The sequence below is a fragment of the Gammaproteobacteria bacterium genome (assembly GCA_041395725.1).
Classification (GTDB): Bacteria; Pseudomonadota; Gammaproteobacteria; order Pseudomonadales; family Pseudohongiellaceae; genus NORP240.
On sequence record JAWKZW010000001.1, the window covers coordinates 998786 to 1016884 of the forward strand.

Below are 18099 nucleotides of genomic sequence, written 5' to 3' on the forward strand. Positions count from 1 at the left end.
GTACAATACCCCGACGCTGCCAGGTACCAGAACCTGGCTTGTCAGTTCATTAATTATTCGAATATGACGGAGATAAGCATGTCGACATCCTCTCACACCTCAACCGCTACCCGGAGTTTGTTCACCAGATTCGCTTCCAGGTCTTTCGCTGCGTTGCTCCTTTGCGCCTTTGGAGTCAGTCTCAGCCACGCTGATGTGACTCGTTATCCGTTACCGAATGGTTCAACGTTTCCTATCTCGGAAGCTGTCGAGGTCAGTGCAGGAACAGGGCTTGTATTCTTGAGTGGCGCTACACCTACGGTAGCCAACCCATCAGCTGGGCTGGGTAATCCTGCTTACTATGGCGATACAAAAACTCAGACCATCAGCGTGATGAATCGCATCAAGGAAAACCTCGAAAGCAAGGGCATGGGGATAGGCAATATCATCAAGCTGACGGTTTTCCTGGTGGGTGACCCTGCCAATGGAGATGTTATGGACTTCGCCGGCTTTATGGAAGGTTACACACAATTCTTCGGCACCACAGAACAGCCAAACCTGCCGTCTCGCTCAGCATTCCAGATCGCACGCCTGGGACAGCCTCTGATGTTTGTTGAAATCGAAGCTATCGCGGCACGTGACTAGACTTTTCTGCCATTCAGGCGAAGCACTGTAGCTCTGCCTGAATGGCAATCCCCCGGAAGGCAGGACCTCCGCCGCATCATTCCTCAATCCGGCAAATTCCAGATCAACAGGCTCAGTATGGACGTGGAGTACACGATCGAAATGGGCAATCCGTAACGGGCGAAGTGTCTGAACCGATAAGCAGTGGCATTGAAGACGATCAGGTTAGTCTGGTACCCGTAGGGTGAGATAAAACTGGCGCTGGCCGCGAATGCGACCGCGAGAGCGAAAGGCATCAGGGGGGCCGACAATGCCTCTACAACGCCGTAGGCGAAAGGAAACATGAGCGCAGCTGCGGCGTTGTTAGTGACGAACTCGGTCAATAGCAAGGTGACGATATACACCACGATAAGTGCCCACACCAGGCCGCCATCCAGCAATAGCGGCATCACACTGGAAAGCAACAGGCCTACCAGCCCGGACTGCTCCAGTGCCGTCGCCAGACTCAGCGCACCCACAATCACGGCAATCAGATTGACCGGCAGGTTTCGCCGTATTTCTCCGTTGGTAACGAGTCCCAGCGAAACCAGCAGCGCCAGCAGATAAAAAAGGCCTACCGGTAAGCTCAGCAATGACAATGCAGCAAGCAGGACTGCGGAAAGAAACCCACCAAAAATAAGCAGTTCGTGACTGCTACGCAACCTGGTCGGAATTGTATGCTCGGTCAAAATAATAAAGTTTCTGCTCTGATTGGCCCGACTGGCAAAGTCAGGACCGGTGGCCAGCAGCAGGAAGTCCCCCACCTGCAGGCGAATGTCTCCGAGCTTGCCGGATAGCTGTTCGCCGTCACGCCTGATGGCGACAACCGCCGCATCAAAAAGTGCGCGAAAACCCAGCGCTTTCAGGGTCTGGCCAATGATCTGGGCCCGGTGCGAGACGATGACTTCGGTCAGGTTTTCATTCAGCAGGCCACTGTTCTCCGCAAACAGTGTCAGGCCCTTGATCTGACCAAAGCTTTCCACCTTATGGAGATTGCCGCTGAAGATCAGCTTATCCTGTGCTTCGATCACCAGATCGGGGTTTACTGGACTGATCAGTTTGTTGCGCCTGATGACCTCCACAAGAAAAAGTTCCGGCAGATTGCGCAGGTGGTTCTGCTCGACGCTCTTACCGACCAGCTCTGAATCCGGCTCAACTTCCGCTTCGATGAAGTACTCCTGGAAATCCGGCGCCTTGACCTGAATATTCGGCAATAACGGATGCAGTACAAACATCACGACACCGCAGATCAGCCCCGCCACCAGGCCGTAAAGAGTGAAATCCCAGAAGGCAAACCCCGGGTGGCCATGCTCGATAAGAAAACTGTCAACAATGAGGTTGGTTGACGTGCCAATCAGCGTGACTGTGCCGCCGAGAATCGCCGCGTAGGACAGAGGAATGAGCAATTTCGATGGCGCGTGGTGCTGATTCTGCTTGATCGGTCCAATCAGATTGGTTACGACAGCGGTGTTGTTCAACAATGCCGAGGAAAAAAACGCCAGGGTAATAACCCGCAAAAACGACTGCTTGAAATCGACGGTCACCAGGGTTCTGGCGAGCCGCTTGATCAGTGAAGTTTTTTCCACCGCCGCACTCACGATAAGCAGCAGTACCAGAGTGACCAGGCCCTGATTAGTGACATTCAGAAGCACCTGATCGAACGTCAGCTGCCCGGTCAGCATCAACACCAGAACAGCGAAGACAAACACATAGCTCGGGCGCCTTTCGGTCAGCAGCAGCGCCAGAATAGTGCCGACAAAGACTGCGAGTACAATCCACTGGGAACCTTCCATGGGATGCCCGACTCCTCCAATGATGTATGTATTGATCCACCACGTAACTGCTGGACAATCAGCAGCACCTGGCTATTAAACCACCAAAAAGCCCGGGCGTCAGGCAGCGAATCCTCTGCTGCCGCTTTCCACGACCAACAGGCCATCGGTGGAAACACTTGCATCGGGCAATCGCGGATCGCTGACCAGCCGATAGTCAGCCTGGAGCTGGCTGGAATCTATGCGGCACAGAACATAACCTCGCCTGTCATCGCTCCAATAACGCACCTGCGGATTTTCAGCCAATGCACGGGCAACGGCAGAGGCCCACGGGCAGCGCGACGAAATCGAGGTAGTGGCAAGCTCCGCGGCAACAGGTGGAGACTCGGGGTCGTCGAAATCAGTGGGTACATCCATGGCACATCCGCAGTGCCAGTCTCCGCTCAGGATAACCGGATTGCTCAGCTCCGGAGCGGCCAGCCAGTCACGGATACGCGCTTGCTGACTGGCATACCCGTCCCACTGATCCATGTTGTATTCATTACCGGGATAGCGGAACCGGGTAAACCACGTCTGCTGGGCCAGCAACTGCCAGCGCGCGCGGTTTTCCGTCAGGAATCGCAGCAGGAACTGCTCCTGGTCCCGACCTGTCATGGTGAGATTCTCGTTCTGGCGCGCTTCGCATTCGGGTGCTGAAGGGAAGGCCTGACTGCAGACCTGATCTGACCGGTACTGGCGTGTATCCATCAGCAGGATTCTCACCTGGCGGCCAAAATCATAAGTGTCATAGAGAGGCAGGGAAGAATCCAGACCCGCGAGGGAAGGACGCCGTTCCAGCGGCATATGCTCGTAATAGGCCTTGAGGGCCGCCCACCGCCGCACGCGAAATTCCAATTCGGTCTGTGAATCCGGGTCTTCGGGGGTATAGCCGGCCCAATTATTGTCAATCTCGTGATCATCCAGACTGAGCAACCAGGGGCTGGCGGCGTGGGCAGCCTGTAAATGCGGGTCCGATTTGTACTGGGCATAGCGATTACGGTAATCCAGCAATGTGCGGGTCTCCTGACCGATGTGTTGACGCACACGGCTGCTGTCACCAGGGCCGTACTCGTAGATATAGTCACCCAGATGAATCACCAGGTCAGGCCGTTGCTCTGCCATGTCACGGTAGGCGGTGTAGAGGCCGGTTTCCAGGTGCTGGCAGGAAGCAACGGCAACTGTTAGCGGTTCATCACTGTCCAGTGCTGGCGCTGTTCGCGTACGACCAATGACACTGGCATCATCGCCCAGGTAAAACCTGTAGAAGTACTCTGTGCCGGGCTGCAGTCCGGTTGCCAGATAGTGCACCGAGTGAGCATCCTCTGCAGGCGCGATCACCTGCCGATCCAGCACCTGATCACGCATCTGCTCATCACGACAAATCCGTACCCGGACTTCCACATCTTCCATCGGCATCCCGCCCCCGTTCATGGGATCCGGAGCCAGCCGAGTCCACAATACCACGCTATGGGGACGCGGAGACCCGGACGCTACCCCCAGGGAGAATGGGTTGCCTGGCGCCTGGGCGCCCCAGGAAGGAATGGCCCTGCTGGCGACCAGCAGCCCGGTGGAAGTCAGAAGGAACTGTCGTCTTTTAATCATTTCTGATACTCATAGTACGGAGGCCAACTTTTGCCTGCTCTCAATCACTTCCCGTTAGAGTGGAGGGGAGCAGAGACCGCACAGACAGACTAGCATCGATAGTTTACAATCTGTAGGACACAGTGTTGCAATAAGGGTGAGTTCCCTGGGTTTCTGGCGAAGATCACACGCAAAGACGTCGTGTTAAGCCAGAAGACACCCCCTCAGGCGTTCAAGAACCGGAACTCCAGCACTGTCGACCGTGCGCTGCTAAAAACTGAAAACGCGATTCACATATCGTACAAGGAACCACTGATCGATTGCCGGGAAAATTGCCGCAGTCAGCCAGAGGTTCTCTAAGAATAATCAAAGCTATATTACGTTGGAGGGTTGCATGAACGCATTCGCTACAATTGTTGAAGTCGTGGAAGTCGCGGCACTGATCGTACTGGTGATTTACCTGATCAGGATAATTCGCGACCGGGACGACTCCGAACCCCGATCTGCCATCATCGACAGAAACCTGGCTGAACTTGCCGATTTCCACCGGGTTCTCGTCAGTAGTCAGGATATCGCCAGAATCTGGCAGGACGGGCGGGAAGACCGGCGTCTGAACGACATCGACCAGGAAAGATTCTCGCTGCTGGCCAACGACTACCTGAGCATCCTCGCCAACCAGAGACAGCGAGCTGAATCGATTGGGGACGATGCCCTGGTCGAAGCAGCGACCCTCAAGCTGATTGATGTCCTGCAGCTGAATCCCGGCCTGCTCCCCGAGTGGGAGGAAATTGCCCATGAGGTGGCCACCATTGAACTGCGCGAAGCCGTCAGTAAAGCCATGAACCCCGTCGACCTGGAAGTGGAAGCAGACGCTGAAACAGCCCCGGAACCGGTAACAGTGAGCGTGGAAGCGCAGAACCCTGAGCCTGCCGAACCCCAGGCCGCTGAGGAAACTGCCAGTTTACAAGAAGCGGAAGCCGCGACCGAGGAACCCGTTACTAAGAAATCGGTTCAGCAGGACGAGGCTGTCGAGCCACTTGCGGAAGACTCATCCGGCCACGACGAAGACACAGAAGTGACACCAGTGTCCGCTGCCGCGCCGGCGCTGAGCGAAGCCGCCGACGACAGCAATCCGGCAGAAAACAAGCCCCAGCAGAAAGCCAGCGTTGAGGAATCCGTGCAAGAGACTCGCAATTTGGAGGCAGTTGGAGCCAAGGCTTCCTGATGCTGAAAGGGCCAGGAGAATGCGGCCACCTGGTCGCACCTGGCCTGTGCTGCAGGCAGACACGCCTGCGAGAAATACCTGCCAGGCTGCTTAAACCCTCTGCCTGGCCGTTGCTGCACAAAAGCTGATCTCTTGAGGCCTGCTCACACCAATTTGATTGTCACTGTTGTGACTAAGAAAGCGCCAATCCAGGCGCGAGGAGCGTGGTTTGCTGGCTCCAAATGAGCGACGAGTGGCGCCTTTTTAGTTGCAATCCGAAGGGCTGGGGCCATGTTCCTTGAAATCCGTCCCCAATGTGGTTTTCAGCTGTCTGCGAATTTCTGCCAGCTGGCTCACTGAATAGGCCTCCCGTTCCGTTCGCCCCCATACCACGCCAGGCCAGCAATAATCCCCCTGGCGACGCCCTACCACGTGTATGTGCAATTGCCTGACCACATTGCCAATAGCGGCGACATTCAACTTTTCCACTGGCCAGTGCTGGCGCACCAGAAGCGAAACCCTGTCGATGGCTTCTTCCAGGATGCGACGCGCGGGCTCTGACAGATCGCAGAGCTCAACGGCGCTGGTCTTAGGCACCAGGATGAACCAGGGCACCAGGGCGTTATCCATCAGCAACAGAACAACTTCGTTCAGCTCACCCAGCTGATGACAGTCGTGCGCCAGTTTGGCATCGAGTACGAAATCAGCTTTCATGCAGCAACCCTCTGTATTCCTGTATTCCTGTATTCCTATTATCCGCGTAGCAAGGAAGTATAGACGCCCGATCAGGCCGCTGCTGAAGCACCTACCAGGGAAAGGCCGGTTTCCCGGCGGTCAGGTTACGGGCCAGCTTTCCGCTTTACTGTTTTCCACCGGCACCTGAACGCTCTAAACGGTATTGGTTCTGAGCGGTCGCTGGGATTGCGGCCTGCCGCTCACCGCGTTCACAATCATATCCGCGGTGACCGGAACGCGGTTGAACAGATGGCCACCCAGCGCATTGGAGATCGCGCACACCAGCGCCGCCGCAGCACAGCCCTGTATAGGTTCGCCGACACCCTTGGCACCAATCGGGTTCATCGGATCCGGCTTGTCGATCGCCGCCCAGTCCATGGCCGGCGTGGCATCCATGATGGTGGGTGGCTTGGACTGCCACAACCCGGTATTGGCCGGCAGACCATTCTGAGGGTCATAAGCATGGCGTTCGAACCCGGCCATGCCGAAGCCCATATAGGCGGCACTGAATATCTGGTTGCGCAGGCCGGTCGGGTGCAGCACCGTGCCGCAGTCGGCCACGCCAACGTAATCCAGCACCTGGAACTTACCGGTTTCCAGATCCAGCTCGATCTGCACAAACCCGGCAGCCAGCGCTGGTACCGTGCCGTCCTTGGGCAGGTTATCCCGGGCGACGCCGATCAGACCAGTGCCGGCCAGGCCGGCCACCGACCTGCCGGTCATGGGGTTTATACCTTCCGGCGCAATCTCGCCGCTGTACAGACCGCCCAGTTCGATGGCCCGGGTGGCCGCCTGGGCATAGGTCAGATGCCGGGACGGATCGGCCCGCAGAAAGACCCGCTCGTCACCGATGTCGTAGTCGGCGGCGCTGCCTCCCAGATCAAGGGCGGCGATCTCCTTCAATTTGTCTACTGCGTCCATGGCGGCCACGTAATTTGTGCGGGTCATGGTAAACGAAGTATTACTGCCGAACTGGCCCAGATTCCAGGGCAAATGGCGCCGGCTGTCGCCCCTCTCAACCTCGCAGTTCTCCCAGCGACACTGGAGCACCTCGGCGGCTACCCGTGAGGTGCTGGTGTGGGAATAAGTACCAAGATTCCCCACCCCGGTATGAATATGCAGCCTGCCGTCCGGGGTAATTCGTACCAGGCCATCGAAACCGTTGCTGCCGGCCGAGTGATAGGCCTGTCCCACACCGATACCGATCACCTTGCTGCCATTGCGCTGCCCGTTCAGAGCCAGCTTGTCCTGCCAGCCAAACTGTTCCGCACCCTTGGCCAGCGCTTCCGGCAGGTGCGCGCTGGTGACATTGGTACTGGAACTGCCATAGCGGGCATCAGACTCCGGGGCATTAATTGCCCTGATCTGTAAAGGGTCCAGCCCCAGCTCACGGGCAGCCTGGTCCATCAGCGGTTCGATCGCCACGGCAATCTGATTCTGCCCAGGCCCTCGCTGGGGCCCCTTCAGCGGCGTGTTGGTAAACACCGGGATTCCCCGGAAACGCATGGCCTGGGGCTGATACACCAGCGACACCGCGTCACCGGCCGACAGCCAGTCGGAGAAGCCGGAATTGGCACCGTTATCCTGGACTACGTAGAGATCCATGGCCGTGATCCGCCCGTCGTCACGAAAGCCAATCTTCGCCCGCCCCTGAAAACCATGCCGGGCGGAGCCTATGTAGTATTCCTCTTCCCGTGAGATTCTCAGCATCACCGGACGGCCGGTCAGGCGCGACAGATGAGCCGGAATGGACATGGCCGGGTAGCCGGACCCCTTGGATCCAAAGCCTCCGCCACAGAATTCGGCGATAAACACCAGGTCCTCCGGTGGAATACCGATATAGGCGGCCAGGGCCGGCACCGGAAAACTCTGACTCTGGCTGGAACCATAGAGAAAACACTTGCCGTTTTCCCAATAAGCCAACGCCGAACGGGGCTCCATGGACAGGTGAGAATTGCTGGCGGTTACGAAGCTTTCTTCAATAACCAGCGCCGCCTGCGCGAACCCGGTATCCAGATCGCCCACTGTCCACTCACGCACCGGTTCACCCATGGGCAGCTGACCGGCCGGCACAGCGAAATCCTCCCGGGTCCAGCGTACGGTGCGAATAGCTTCCGACAGGGCTGAATTCCCCACATTCCCCTCTACGTGGGCGTTGGCGCCCCCAGGCCGCAGGCTGTCGAGCGGATCGACCGTGAACGGCAAGGGCTCGAAATCCACCTCGATCGCAGCGATGGCATCTTCCGCTATCTGCTCCGTAACAGCCGCCACAGCCAGAATTGGATCGCCGACATAGCGGGGATTGTTGGTAAGAATGGGGTTTTCAGCACCACCGGCCTGGGGAACATCATCGGCCGTCAGCACAGCAACCACCCCATCCATCTCCAGCGCGGCACGGGCGTCGATGCTCCGAACCCTGGCATGAGGCACCGGGCTGGTCAGCAGACGGCTGTACAACATGCCGTCCACCTTGAAATCCTCCGCGTAGCGGGCGGTACCCTTTACCTTGGCGTGAACGTCAGGGGGGACAAAATCCTTGCCGAGCAGGTTGTAGGCCATGGGGTGTTCTCCTTGTTTGGTTGCACAAGCATAGGGCGAAAAGCAGCGAAATCCAACCGTAATGCAGTGCTTAAAAGCATCAGACGATCGAAAGTCAGCACCTGGACGGAAACTGCCATCAGCCACATGCTTATAAAGTAATCAAGATGACCCTGGTGATACTAGCAATGCAGGCAGTATTTTGATGCAAGATAAACAACGGAATCTCAAAGCCGAAAAACTCAATCATTCGGTTAAAAATAACAGCCAGGACGCCAATTTTCTTTTTTCAACCCCACTCCATCTCCTTCATCTCGAGCCTGCTGATCGACTCACGCAAAGATACCGAGTCAGGCTCAAGCGCAAAGATAGCGCGGTAATAGTCCAGCAACTCACAATCATCGGCAGGAATGGCAAAGCGTTTTCCACTCTGCAGGTTGAACAGCTCCCCTCTCTCGACAATTAGCAGTGTCAGTGCGCCATCATAAAAGCTGGAAATTCCAGAGTCGATAACCAGTACTTTGCCATCGTATCTGGGCACGATCGTCTCGCAGCACGGGGTGTGCCCCACCACTATATGATCTACATCATGGGATTCCAGTAGGGCAGCAACGAAGGCAGGCGCTGCAGCTTCCTCATCCTGGGATAATCCTCGGTACCAGAGCGGCCCCAGATAATCCTGGGTGATGGGATCTGCAAATGAATCGATATTTCGCAACTCAGCCTTTACCCTTTCGTTGATTTCCCTGATGGTCCAGTCTGCATACTTGAGACTCAGCCCACCATGAACAAAAAGCAGATTGTTTAACCTGACAACCGTGTTATGGCCGGCAACCCATTCTCCGAATTCACCACCCGGCGCCCAATGTTCACGGTACTCCACATAACCCAGTGGAATTTCCACTTTGCCAACACATTCGCGGCGAGACACATAGTTGTGGAGAGAGGGAGCGGGCTTAGCCCGGATTTTCTTGCTAATTACACTGTAATAAGTATCCCTCAACTGCTCAGCTTGGGGGCTCCGCAGCGCCTCGAATTCGCCGGGATGCACATAGCGTAGTTCACCAGACATGTTCATGGCTTCGTGATTTCCAATCAGCGCATGTACCCGCCCTCCTGCGCGGAGGGCTTGTCTTTCCAGACTTTGCAGGTGCCGGATAATCCGCGTGCTGTCTGGCCCACGATCAGGAATATCGCCGATCTGAACGAAATGGGTTTCGCCACCAATCCAGTTGTGTTCCGAATCTACCAGTCCGGCACTGAAAAGTGCCTCCACATAGCGTTCATAATCACCGTGAAGGTCTCCAAGAGCGACGATCCGTTCAATATCGTCCCATTGATCCCGCACCTCACTCATTGCGGTTCTCTGATCAGACTTCGTCTTAGTATTCGAGGTAACATCAGGATTGGGCGGCTCATTTGCTAAGCTGACTGTTCGGGAGAGCTGTTCGCGTTGACTGCTCCGTTCACAACATATTAACTGATTCACTGCCCCGAAAAGCAGGCCTGAATCTCGCTTTGAGCAAGTGTGTACCTTCAGTCTGGTGCGCATCTCCCACAAGAGAGACCACCCTGCCTTGCCGCCGTCATTACAAACCCGCCTCATCGAGCCAGACCTGAGTGAAGCCGACAACTAAACCCACCATAGGACCCATTGGTTTCCATGCTCCTTTTTCCCTACAATGGGCCAACCGTTTACTAAGAGGTATCAACCGTGAAACGCGCAACCTGGATCTATTTCGTCTCCTTTTTCATGCTGCTGGCAGGCCTGCCAGGTCACGCCCAGGACATCCAGTCTCTGGAGGACGAAGCCGTAGCCTGGCTACAGGACTTTATTCGTATCGACACCATCAACCCACCGGGCAATGAATACCGGGCGGTGGATTTCTATGCCAGGATCTTCGAGGCAGAGGGCATCGAATACGAAACAGCCGAGAGTGCCCCCGGCAGGGGCAATATCTGGGCTCGTCTGAAGGGCGGGGATCAGCCCGGGCTGATCCTGCTGCAACACACCGATGTGGTACCGGCAGATGAAGAGTTCTGGACCATTCCGCCGCTTTCGGGGGATATTCGCGACGGCGTTATTCTCGGTCGCGGCACCCGGGACATGAAGGGACTGGGAATCACGCAGCTGGCCACGTTCCTGAGCCTGCATCGGTCGGGCCAACCGCTTAATCGTGACGTGGTTTTCCTGGCCACCGCCGATGAAGAGGCCGGGGGTATGTTCGGGGTCGGTTGGCTTATCGAAAACCGCCCGGATATCTTTGACGGGGTTGGGTTCCTCCTTAATGAGGGCGGCGGGGGCAGTAGAAACGGCGACGAAATCGTATTCAGCACCGAGGTCACCCAGAAAGTGCCGGTCTGGCTGCGACTCAACGCGGTGGATATCCCGGGGCACGGCTCATCCCCGCGCCCGGACAGCTCTGTGACCCGTATCGTGCGAGCGCTCAACACTATCCTGGAGAATCCCCTGCCACCCCGGGCCATTGGCCCGGTGGCCACCTATTTCCGCTCTTTGTCGGTGGCCATGGACGATGAGTGGGGTCCGGCTTACGCGGATATCGCCCGGGCAATCCAGGACCCGCAATTCGTGCAACGGCTGCATGCCAGCCGCGCCGGCCATCATTCCCTGATCCGTGATACCTGCTCGCTGACCCGCATGGAAGGCTCCAGCAAAATCAATGTGATTCCCCCTGAGGCCTGGGCCGAACTGGACTGCCGCATCCTCCCCGACAAACCGGCTGAACAGTTTATCGCCGAGATGCGGGAACTGGTGGCACCCACCGGCGTGGAAGTGGAAGTCATCATGGCCTTCACCCCGGCCATTTCCGAAACCAATACCCGGCTTTTTCAGGCCATCGAGCGGGTGACTGGCGAGCTGTACCCCGGTTCCCGGGTGCTGCCGTCGGTCAGCACCGGCTTTACCGACAGTCACTTCACTCGCGACCTGGGCATTGTGAGCTACGGCTTTAACCCGCTGATCACCGAGGACGGTGAACATACCGGGGTCCACGGCAATGATGAGCAGGTGCGCGAGGCGGCATTCCGCCAGGCGATTGGCGACTACTACGCCGTTGTTCGCAATGTCGTGCACGATTAACAGATCCGCAGCCAGCGACTGATTATCCGGCATCTGAAACAGGATCTGGACAGGTCGATGCTCTGGGAACCTCGGATCTTTTACCGCAACGGAATACGGTAAAGAATCCGAGGCCCCTGAAATAAAGCTGTCTGTGCTTTGACTTTTATGGGGTAGCCTCGTAACCTGAGTCTCCTCAAAAATCCTGAGAATATCCAACAGCCTGAGGAGACGAGCGAAAACACCAGAAGCTAAATAACAAGACCAGAAACAACAAAACGAAAAAACAAAAATAATGAAAAAGGAGGCACCATGCCCTGGCGTAACCTCTTCCAGCGCCGTTTGTGGCGTAATCAGCTTACCGTTTGTCTGTCGCTCTTCCTTGCCGGTATCGGCTCAGGCGCCACCCCGGCCCTGGCACAGGACGAGGGCAATCTCTATGACACGCCCTTCGATGTCCGCGAAGGTGAATCCTATTTCCTGCGCCAGTGCTCACGCTGTCACGGACAGGACGCCAAGGGTAACGACGAAACCGGGGCGCCGGATCTGACCGGTAGCCTGCGGCGGGCCAGCACGGATGCCGGTATCTTCTCCGTAATCCGCCAGGGTGTCGCCGGTACGGCCATGTTGCCGGTTCCCGCCGACACACCGGACCCCACGGTGTGGCAACTGGTGGCCTACATCAATTCCCTGCGCACCGACCCGGCCAACATCGATCTGCCCGGCGATCCCGCCAGCGGCCTGGTGTTGTACAACGGCAAAGGCAATTGTGCCCGTTGTCACATGATTAACGGAAACGGCGGCAGGCTGGGGCCCGACCTGTCCCTGGTTGGTGAAAGCCTCGATCCTGACGAACTCAAGAGCTCCCTGACCGACCCCGACGAAGAAGTGGACCCCCGCTGGTGGACTGTGCGGGTAACACAACAGGACGGCTCGGTGGTAGAGGGGCTGCGAATGAATGAGGATACTTTCGGTCTGAGGATTATCGACGACGATGCCAACCTGTGGTCGTTTCGCAAAAGCGACATTGAGTCCTTCCAACGTGAACGCACTTCCACCATGCCCGGCTATGCCCAGACAATGACCGAGATTGAAATCGACCACCTGGTCGCCTATCTCTTCTCTCTGCGCAAGGAGAACTGAGAATGAAACCCTTCGTACTACTTTTGTTGATAACAAGTTTTTGCAGCCAGGCCCTGGCCCAGCAACTGCGTGAGGCTCCCATCACGCCCGCCTTTACACCGGTAACCTGGGATCGCCTCGTCAACGCCGCCGACGAACCCCACAACTGGCTGATGTATTCCAGCACCCTGGACAGTCAACGCCATTCCCGTCTCGACCAGATCAATCGCGATAACGTGAGCGAACTGGAGATGAAATGGGCGTATCAGATTCCTGAGCTCGACCGGGCGGAAACCACACCGCTGGTAGTGGACGGCATCATGTTCATCACCGAGGCACCGAGTAACCTGGTGGCAGTGGACGCCGTCACCGGGCGTCAGTACTGGCGCTACGACCACGAATTGCCGGACGACCTGCGCATCTGCTGCGGACGTAACAATCGCGGCGTGGCCATTCTTGGCGAGACTCTGTTCATGAGTACCCTGGATGCTCACCTGGTGGCCATTGACGCCCGCACCGGCAACGTCCGCTGGGATGTCGAGGTAGCCCGATACGACGAGGGCTACAGCAAGACCGCCGCACCGCTTATCGTCAAAGACAAGGTAGTGACCGGCATCGCCGGCGGTGAATTCGGCATCCGTGGTTTCATCGATGCTTACGATGCAGAAACCGGTGAACTGGCCTGGCGCACCTACACTACCGCTGGCCCGGAGGATCCCAATGTGTCCACCTGGTCCGGAGATTCCTGGCAGACCGGTGGTGCCGCAACCTGGATTACCGGCTCCTACGACCCGGACCTGGACCTGATTTACTGGGGCACCGGCAACCCGGGTCCGGACTGGAACGGTGACGTGCGCCTCGGGGATAACCTGTACTCCGATTCAGCTCTCGCCCTTGACGCCGACAGTGGCGACATCGCCTGGCATTTTCAGTTCACGCCCCACGACGTGCATGACTACGATGCCATCCAGATTCCTATCCTGGCTGACATTCAGTACCAGGGCCGGGAACGCAAGGTCATGATGTGGGCCAACCGCAACGCCTTCTACTACACCATCGACCGCACCGACGGTGATTTCATGGTCGGTCAGCCCTATGCCCTGCAGACCTGGGCCGAAGGCCTGGATGCTGACGGCCGACCGATCCGTGTACCCGGCATGGAGCCAACCTACGAAGGCGTGGTGGTATCACCGGCTATCGGCGGAGGCACCAACTGGTTCTCTCCTGCCTACAATCCACAGACCGGCTATTTTTACGTCAATGCCTTCGACGGAGAGCAGCGCTTCTTCAAGCGTGATGAAGACTATGAAGTGGGCGAACGCTTCACTGGCGGTGGCGGTCAGTACATTCAGCCCATGGATACCTACAACAGTGCCATCCGAGCCATCGACCCGGCCACCGCCGAGATCGCCTGGGAGTTTCCCATTCAGCCCCGCTCGACCGCCGGCATCATGTCCAGCGCCGGCGGCCTGCTGTTCAGTGGCAGTGTAGATGGCTATTTCTTTGCCCTGGACGCCAGCAGCGGACGTGAACTCTGGCATATGTCCCTGGGAGCCCGGGTACACGCCGCGCCCATGACTTTTGCTGTCGACGGTAAGCAGTATGTGACCATCGCGGCGGGTAATGTGGTATTCACTTTCGGGTTGAGGGACTAGCAGGCTTTTAAAAAGTAACTGCGCCGCGGCTGCGGCGAGAGAAACAGGCGCAAGACGCTCATTCAGTATCGGTGAGCAACGCTTCTTGCGCCTGTTTCAGTCCTGACCTGTCTTATCCTGCCTTGCGCTGCCCTGCCCAAATGCCAAACCTTTTCCAGGGTTTTTTCCCAATGATTTGATTAGGCAGAAGTGGAGCAGTTAACCGCCGCGATCTCTTTGATTGAATTTCACGGCAGAAAGAATTAGTGTCTGCACCATGTTACTGAGATTCTTACTCATTTCCATCATTCTGCTCGGGGCGGTTACGTACTGGGTGAATCTCCCGCCTGCTCTCCCCGTCTATACTATCCCTGCGTCGGAAGAAAGTGTCGGTCGCGGTGAGTACCTGGTGCATGCCGCCGGCTGCATAAGCTGCCACCTGGCCCCCGATGGAGGGGAGGCGCTCAGCGGCGGTCAGAGCCTGCACTCCCCGTTCGGCACTTTCTTTGTTCCCAACATCACGCCGGATGCCGCCACCGGTATCGGAAACTGGACAGGCACGGATTTTATCCGGGCACTGAAGCACGGACGCGCGCCAGACGACAGCTTTTACTACCCCGCTTTACCCTACCGTTCGTACCGTGGCATGACAGATGAGGATGTGCTGGCAATCGCTGCCTGGCTGATGCAGCAGGACCCGGTGCAGTCCGAAGTACCGGATCATGATTTGCGTCCGGGTCTGGCCCGCTGGACCCTGGCATTCTGGAATAGACTGGCCGATCTGAGCGAGGTGAATTTCCCCGTCCACGATGATCCGCAGGTTCAACGGGGGGCCTACCTGGCCAGAAACCTGGGTCACTGCGGTGAATGTCACACACCCCGCAACAGCCTGGGTATCACTCTTTACGATCAGGAGTTCAGCGGCGCCCCCCTGATGGACGGCGAGGCTGACAACATTACCCGGGGCGCACTCTCGGAGTGGAGTGAGGAAGATTTTGCGTTTTTCCTGTTCCTGGGGATAAAGCCCGACGGCGAATTCGTCGGTGGCGAGATGGAGCCGGTTATCGAGCACAACACCAGCCCGTTGACCCAGGAAGACCGGGACGCATTGGCGGCCTTTTTCCTGCGGGAAGGCTGATTCAGCAGGCCTTGGCAAATTTCGGCAACTTCCTGGTTCAGGATTTCACACAGCACCCCAACCCATGAGTGGCTCTCAAAAAAAACCGGATGAAACCCGGAACGGTAGCCTACCGTTGGTTCCATCCGGTTTTTTTAACTATTGACGTGGGTCCACGAATTCGGCCCCACGGGGCCTTCTGATACTACTGCTTCTTCAGCGGGCTCAATTATCGACCCGGAAGGTCTCGTGGCAGTTACCGCAGTTGGCTCCCAGGGCACGAATAGCCCCCAGCGTTGCCATACGATCGCCCCCGGCGGCGATTTCCGCAAATTCATTAGCGCCGTCTACCAGGGCCTGGGCCCGCTGCTGAAACAGGTCGAACTGTTCCCAGATTACCGGCAACGCTTCCGTTTCAACATCGTACTCCCGGGTGTCCATCGCAGTGAACAACTCCGGAATCATCGGCGCCAGATCGGCAATACGACGGGCATTGCGTTCGGCAATGGCCGCATCGAATTCCACTGTGCCACGGGCCATACCGCTGATGGTACCCAGGTTGTATCTGAGCAGCTTGAATGCCGACTGGCGGGTGTCCGCAGCCTGCTGAGCCTGCTGCTCCGGAGTCGGGCCATCCTGGGCACTCGTTACCAGCAGAAAACTGGAAGCCAGGGCAATCAAACCAACTGTTAAAACATTTCTTATCATCGTTCACTCCACATTGCTAAACATACCAGGTCGGGCGCCTATTGTGCCCGGTGCCGCTATACATTGCACGATGATCGACTGGATTTCCAGTATCCGTTACGCCGCAGTCCCGTTGTCACAAGGGTGCCTCGCATGCCTCCTGCAAAATTCACCAAAACAGTGCATCCTGACCCACTTGCAGGTTCCTTAAGTAGACAAAGCTGTGCAGAGAATGTATCGCACTGGACAAGCGTCCTGTGCCAGGCTAGTTTTGGCTACGCCATGAGCCAAACTCTCGCAACCCTAGACTGGCTGGTCATAGCCGTGTATCTGCTGTCCCTGATAGGCCTGGCCTGGTGGCTGTCCCGGCAACAGGAAAGCCGGGAGGACTACTACGTGGGCGGTCGCCGGATCGGTGCCTGGCCGGTAGCCCTGTCGATCATGGCGACTCAGTGCTCCACCAACAGTATCCTCGGCGCCCCGGCATTCGTGGCCTTTGCCGCGGGCGGGGGGCTGGTCTGGCTGCAATACGAACTGGCGGTTCCCCTCGCCATGGTTGGCCTGATCCTGTTCTTTATGCCGCTGTTCCGTCACCTGCGCCTGTTGTCAGTCTATGCCTACCTGGAGGCACGATTCGACCTCAGGACGCGGCTCACCCTGAGCGGGCTGTTCCTGTTCATCAGGGCCTTCGCCACTTCGGTGACGGTCTACAGTATTGCCATCGTCATCGATCTGATAACCGGGCTGGGGTTTGTCTGGGCGGTTATTCTGCTGGGGGCATTCACTGTAGTTTACGATGTGCTTGGTGGTATACGCGGGGTCATACTCAGCGACGTCATTCAACTATTTATTCTGGTCGCTGTGCTGTGCCTGCTGCTGCTCATGCTGATGGACAGCAACGGCGGGTTTCTGGCCATGCTGGACAATCTGCCTGCCGAGCGGCGCCGCACACTGGATTTCAGCGCGCACGGCGTCGGAGATGGTCAGACCTTCGCGTTCTGGCCAATGCTGATCGGCGGAGTTTTTCTGTACCTGTCTTATTATGGGTGTGATCAGAGTCAGGTACAGAGAACGCTCAGTACAAAAAATATCGATGGCAGCAACCAGGCACTGTTTCTGAACGGTTTGCTACGGTTTCCGCTGGTGCTGCTGTATTGCCTGGTGGGTGTCGGGATCGCCGGCTTCGCCGCCGCGAATCCGGAATTTATCGACTCGCTGCCCGCGCCCGGTGGCAGCCCTGAATATAATCTGGCAGTCCCTCTTTACATGATCAACAACCTGCCGGTGGGATTAGTGGGGCTGTCTATCGTGGCCCTGTTCGCCGCTGCCATGTCATCCCTCGACTCGGTGCTGAACTCACTCAGCGCCACCACCATGGAAGATTTCGTCCGGCGCTACCATAGCTACCACGGCAAACCCTGGTCCGATCGCCGAGAACTGATTATCAGCCGAGTCATTACCACGGTGTGGGGCATGATTACCCTGGTCATGGCTTTCTTTGTCGGGGATATCGCCAGTACTGTCCTGGAAGCCATCAATCAGATCGGCTCGATGGCCAATGGCTCCATACTGGCAGTATTCGCCCTGGGGCTGCTGACCTCCCGCGCCCAGGGGCGCGGCGCAATCACCGGGCTGCTGTGCGGCATTGCCGTAAATGGCCTGCTCTGGCTGTTTGTACCCAGCGTGTCGTGGTTGTGGTGGAACGTGATTGGATTTGCAGTTACTTTCGGAATCGGGTTTGGTCTTGGCACCCTGGTCAGGCGGCACGGCAATCCACTCGATGGCAGTCACCTGAAGCCGGATACCCTTGAGCGCAGCGTAAATGGCTTCCTGCGTACCGAAGCCGCCATTGACTGGCGGCGGCGCAGCGGCATCCTGCTGATCTGGTTCCTGGTATTACTGCTGGTACTGCTGGCGCTTGGTTAAACGGCACCATGGAAATTAACATT

Annotated in this window: 13 protein-coding genes; 7 read left to right on the forward strand and 6 right to left on the reverse strand. The window is 57.2% G+C overall.

Annotated elements, in window-relative coordinates:
• The first annotated feature begins 78 nt into the window (after positions 1-78).
• Positions 79-624 (forward strand): RidA family protein, encoded by a 546-nt coding sequence (locus R3F50_04375; protein ID MEZ5489541.1) that lies wholly within the window; start codon positions 79-81, stop codon positions 622-624.
• Positions 625-707: 83 nt separating this feature from the next.
• Here R3F50_04375 and R3F50_04380 read toward each other — a convergent pair whose 3' ends face one another.
• Together R3F50_04380 and R3F50_04385 are read right to left on the reverse strand one after the other, a co-directional pair.
• Positions 708-2435 carry an SLC13 family permease gene (locus tag R3F50_04380; protein MEZ5489542.1) on the reverse strand — a complete coding sequence of 576 codons (1728 nt, stop codon included), beginning with the start codon at positions 2433-2435 and terminating at the stop codon, positions 708-710.
• A 99-nt stretch (positions 2436-2534) separates the two neighbouring features.
• Positions 2535-4055, reverse strand: coding sequence for an alkaline phosphatase D family protein (locus tag R3F50_04385; GenBank protein ID MEZ5489543.1), 1521 nt, complete (start codon positions 4053-4055; stop codon positions 2535-2537).
• A 373-nt stretch (positions 4056-4428) separates the two neighbouring features.
• Here R3F50_04385 and R3F50_04390 point away from each other — a divergent pair, with 373 nt between their 5' ends.
• Complete coding sequence (locus R3F50_04390; protein MEZ5489544.1) at positions 4429-5259, forward strand: hypothetical protein; 831 nt, start codon at positions 4429-4431, stop codon at positions 5257-5259.
• A gap of 243 nt (positions 5260-5502) precedes the next feature.
• Here the strand turns inward: R3F50_04390 and R3F50_04395 are convergent, their stop codons facing one another.
• The 3 genes from R3F50_04395 to R3F50_04405 all read right to left on the reverse strand — a co-directional run bounded on the left by R3F50_04395 (position 5503) and on the right by R3F50_04405 (position 9868).
• Entirely contained in the window at positions 5503-5952 is a 450-nt protein-coding gene (locus R3F50_04395; GenBank protein MEZ5489545.1) for an HIT family protein, read from the reverse strand.
• 174 nt (positions 5953-6126) lie between these two features.
• Entirely contained in the window at positions 6127-8532 is a 2406-nt protein-coding gene (locus tag R3F50_04400; protein MEZ5489546.1) for a xanthine dehydrogenase family protein molybdopterin-binding subunit, read from the reverse strand.
• Between the two features lie 268 nt (positions 8533-8800).
• Complete coding sequence (locus R3F50_04405; protein ID MEZ5489547.1) at positions 8801-9868, reverse strand: metallophosphoesterase; 1068 nt, start codon at positions 9866-9868, stop codon at positions 8801-8803.
• A 357-nt stretch (positions 9869-10225) separates the two neighbouring features.
• On the opposite strand from R3F50_04405, the gene R3F50_04410 reads away from it, so the two are divergent.
• The 4 genes from R3F50_04410 to R3F50_04425 all read left to right on the forward strand — a co-directional run bounded on the left by R3F50_04410 (position 10226) and on the right by R3F50_04425 (position 15484).
• The gene (locus tag R3F50_04410) at positions 10226-11611 is read left to right on the forward strand and encodes a M20/M25/M40 family metallo-hydrolase (GenBank protein ID MEZ5489548.1); all 1386 of its coding nucleotides are present in this window, start codon (positions 10226-10228) and stop codon (positions 11609-11611) included.
• A gap of 291 nt (positions 11612-11902) precedes the next feature.
• The gene (locus tag R3F50_04415) at positions 11903-12733 is read left to right on the forward strand and encodes a c-type cytochrome (protein MEZ5489549.1); all 831 of its coding nucleotides are present in this window, start codon (positions 11903-11905) and stop codon (positions 12731-12733) included.
• A 2-nt stretch (positions 12734-12735) separates the two neighbouring features.
• Complete coding sequence (locus R3F50_04420; GenBank protein MEZ5489550.1) at positions 12736-14367, forward strand: PQQ-dependent dehydrogenase, methanol/ethanol family; 1632 nt, start codon at positions 12736-12738, stop codon at positions 14365-14367.
• Positions 14368-14623: 256 nt separating this feature from the next.
• Positions 14624-15484 (forward strand): cytochrome c, encoded by an 861-nt coding sequence (locus tag R3F50_04425; GenBank protein MEZ5489551.1) that lies wholly within the window; start codon positions 14624-14626, stop codon positions 15482-15484.
• A gap of 204 nt (positions 15485-15688) precedes the next feature.
• Here the strand turns inward: R3F50_04425 and R3F50_04430 are convergent, their stop codons facing one another.
• The gene (locus R3F50_04430) at positions 15689-16171 is read right to left on the reverse strand and encodes a cytochrome c (protein ID MEZ5489552.1); all 483 of its coding nucleotides are present in this window, start codon (positions 16169-16171) and stop codon (positions 15689-15691) included.
• Positions 16172-16432: 261 nt separating this feature from the next.
• Here R3F50_04430 and R3F50_04435 point away from each other — a divergent pair, with 261 nt between their 5' ends.
• Entirely contained in the window at positions 16433-18076 is a 1644-nt protein-coding gene (locus tag R3F50_04435; protein MEZ5489553.1) for a sodium:solute symporter, read from the forward strand.
• Positions 18077-18099: the final 23 nt, after the last annotated feature.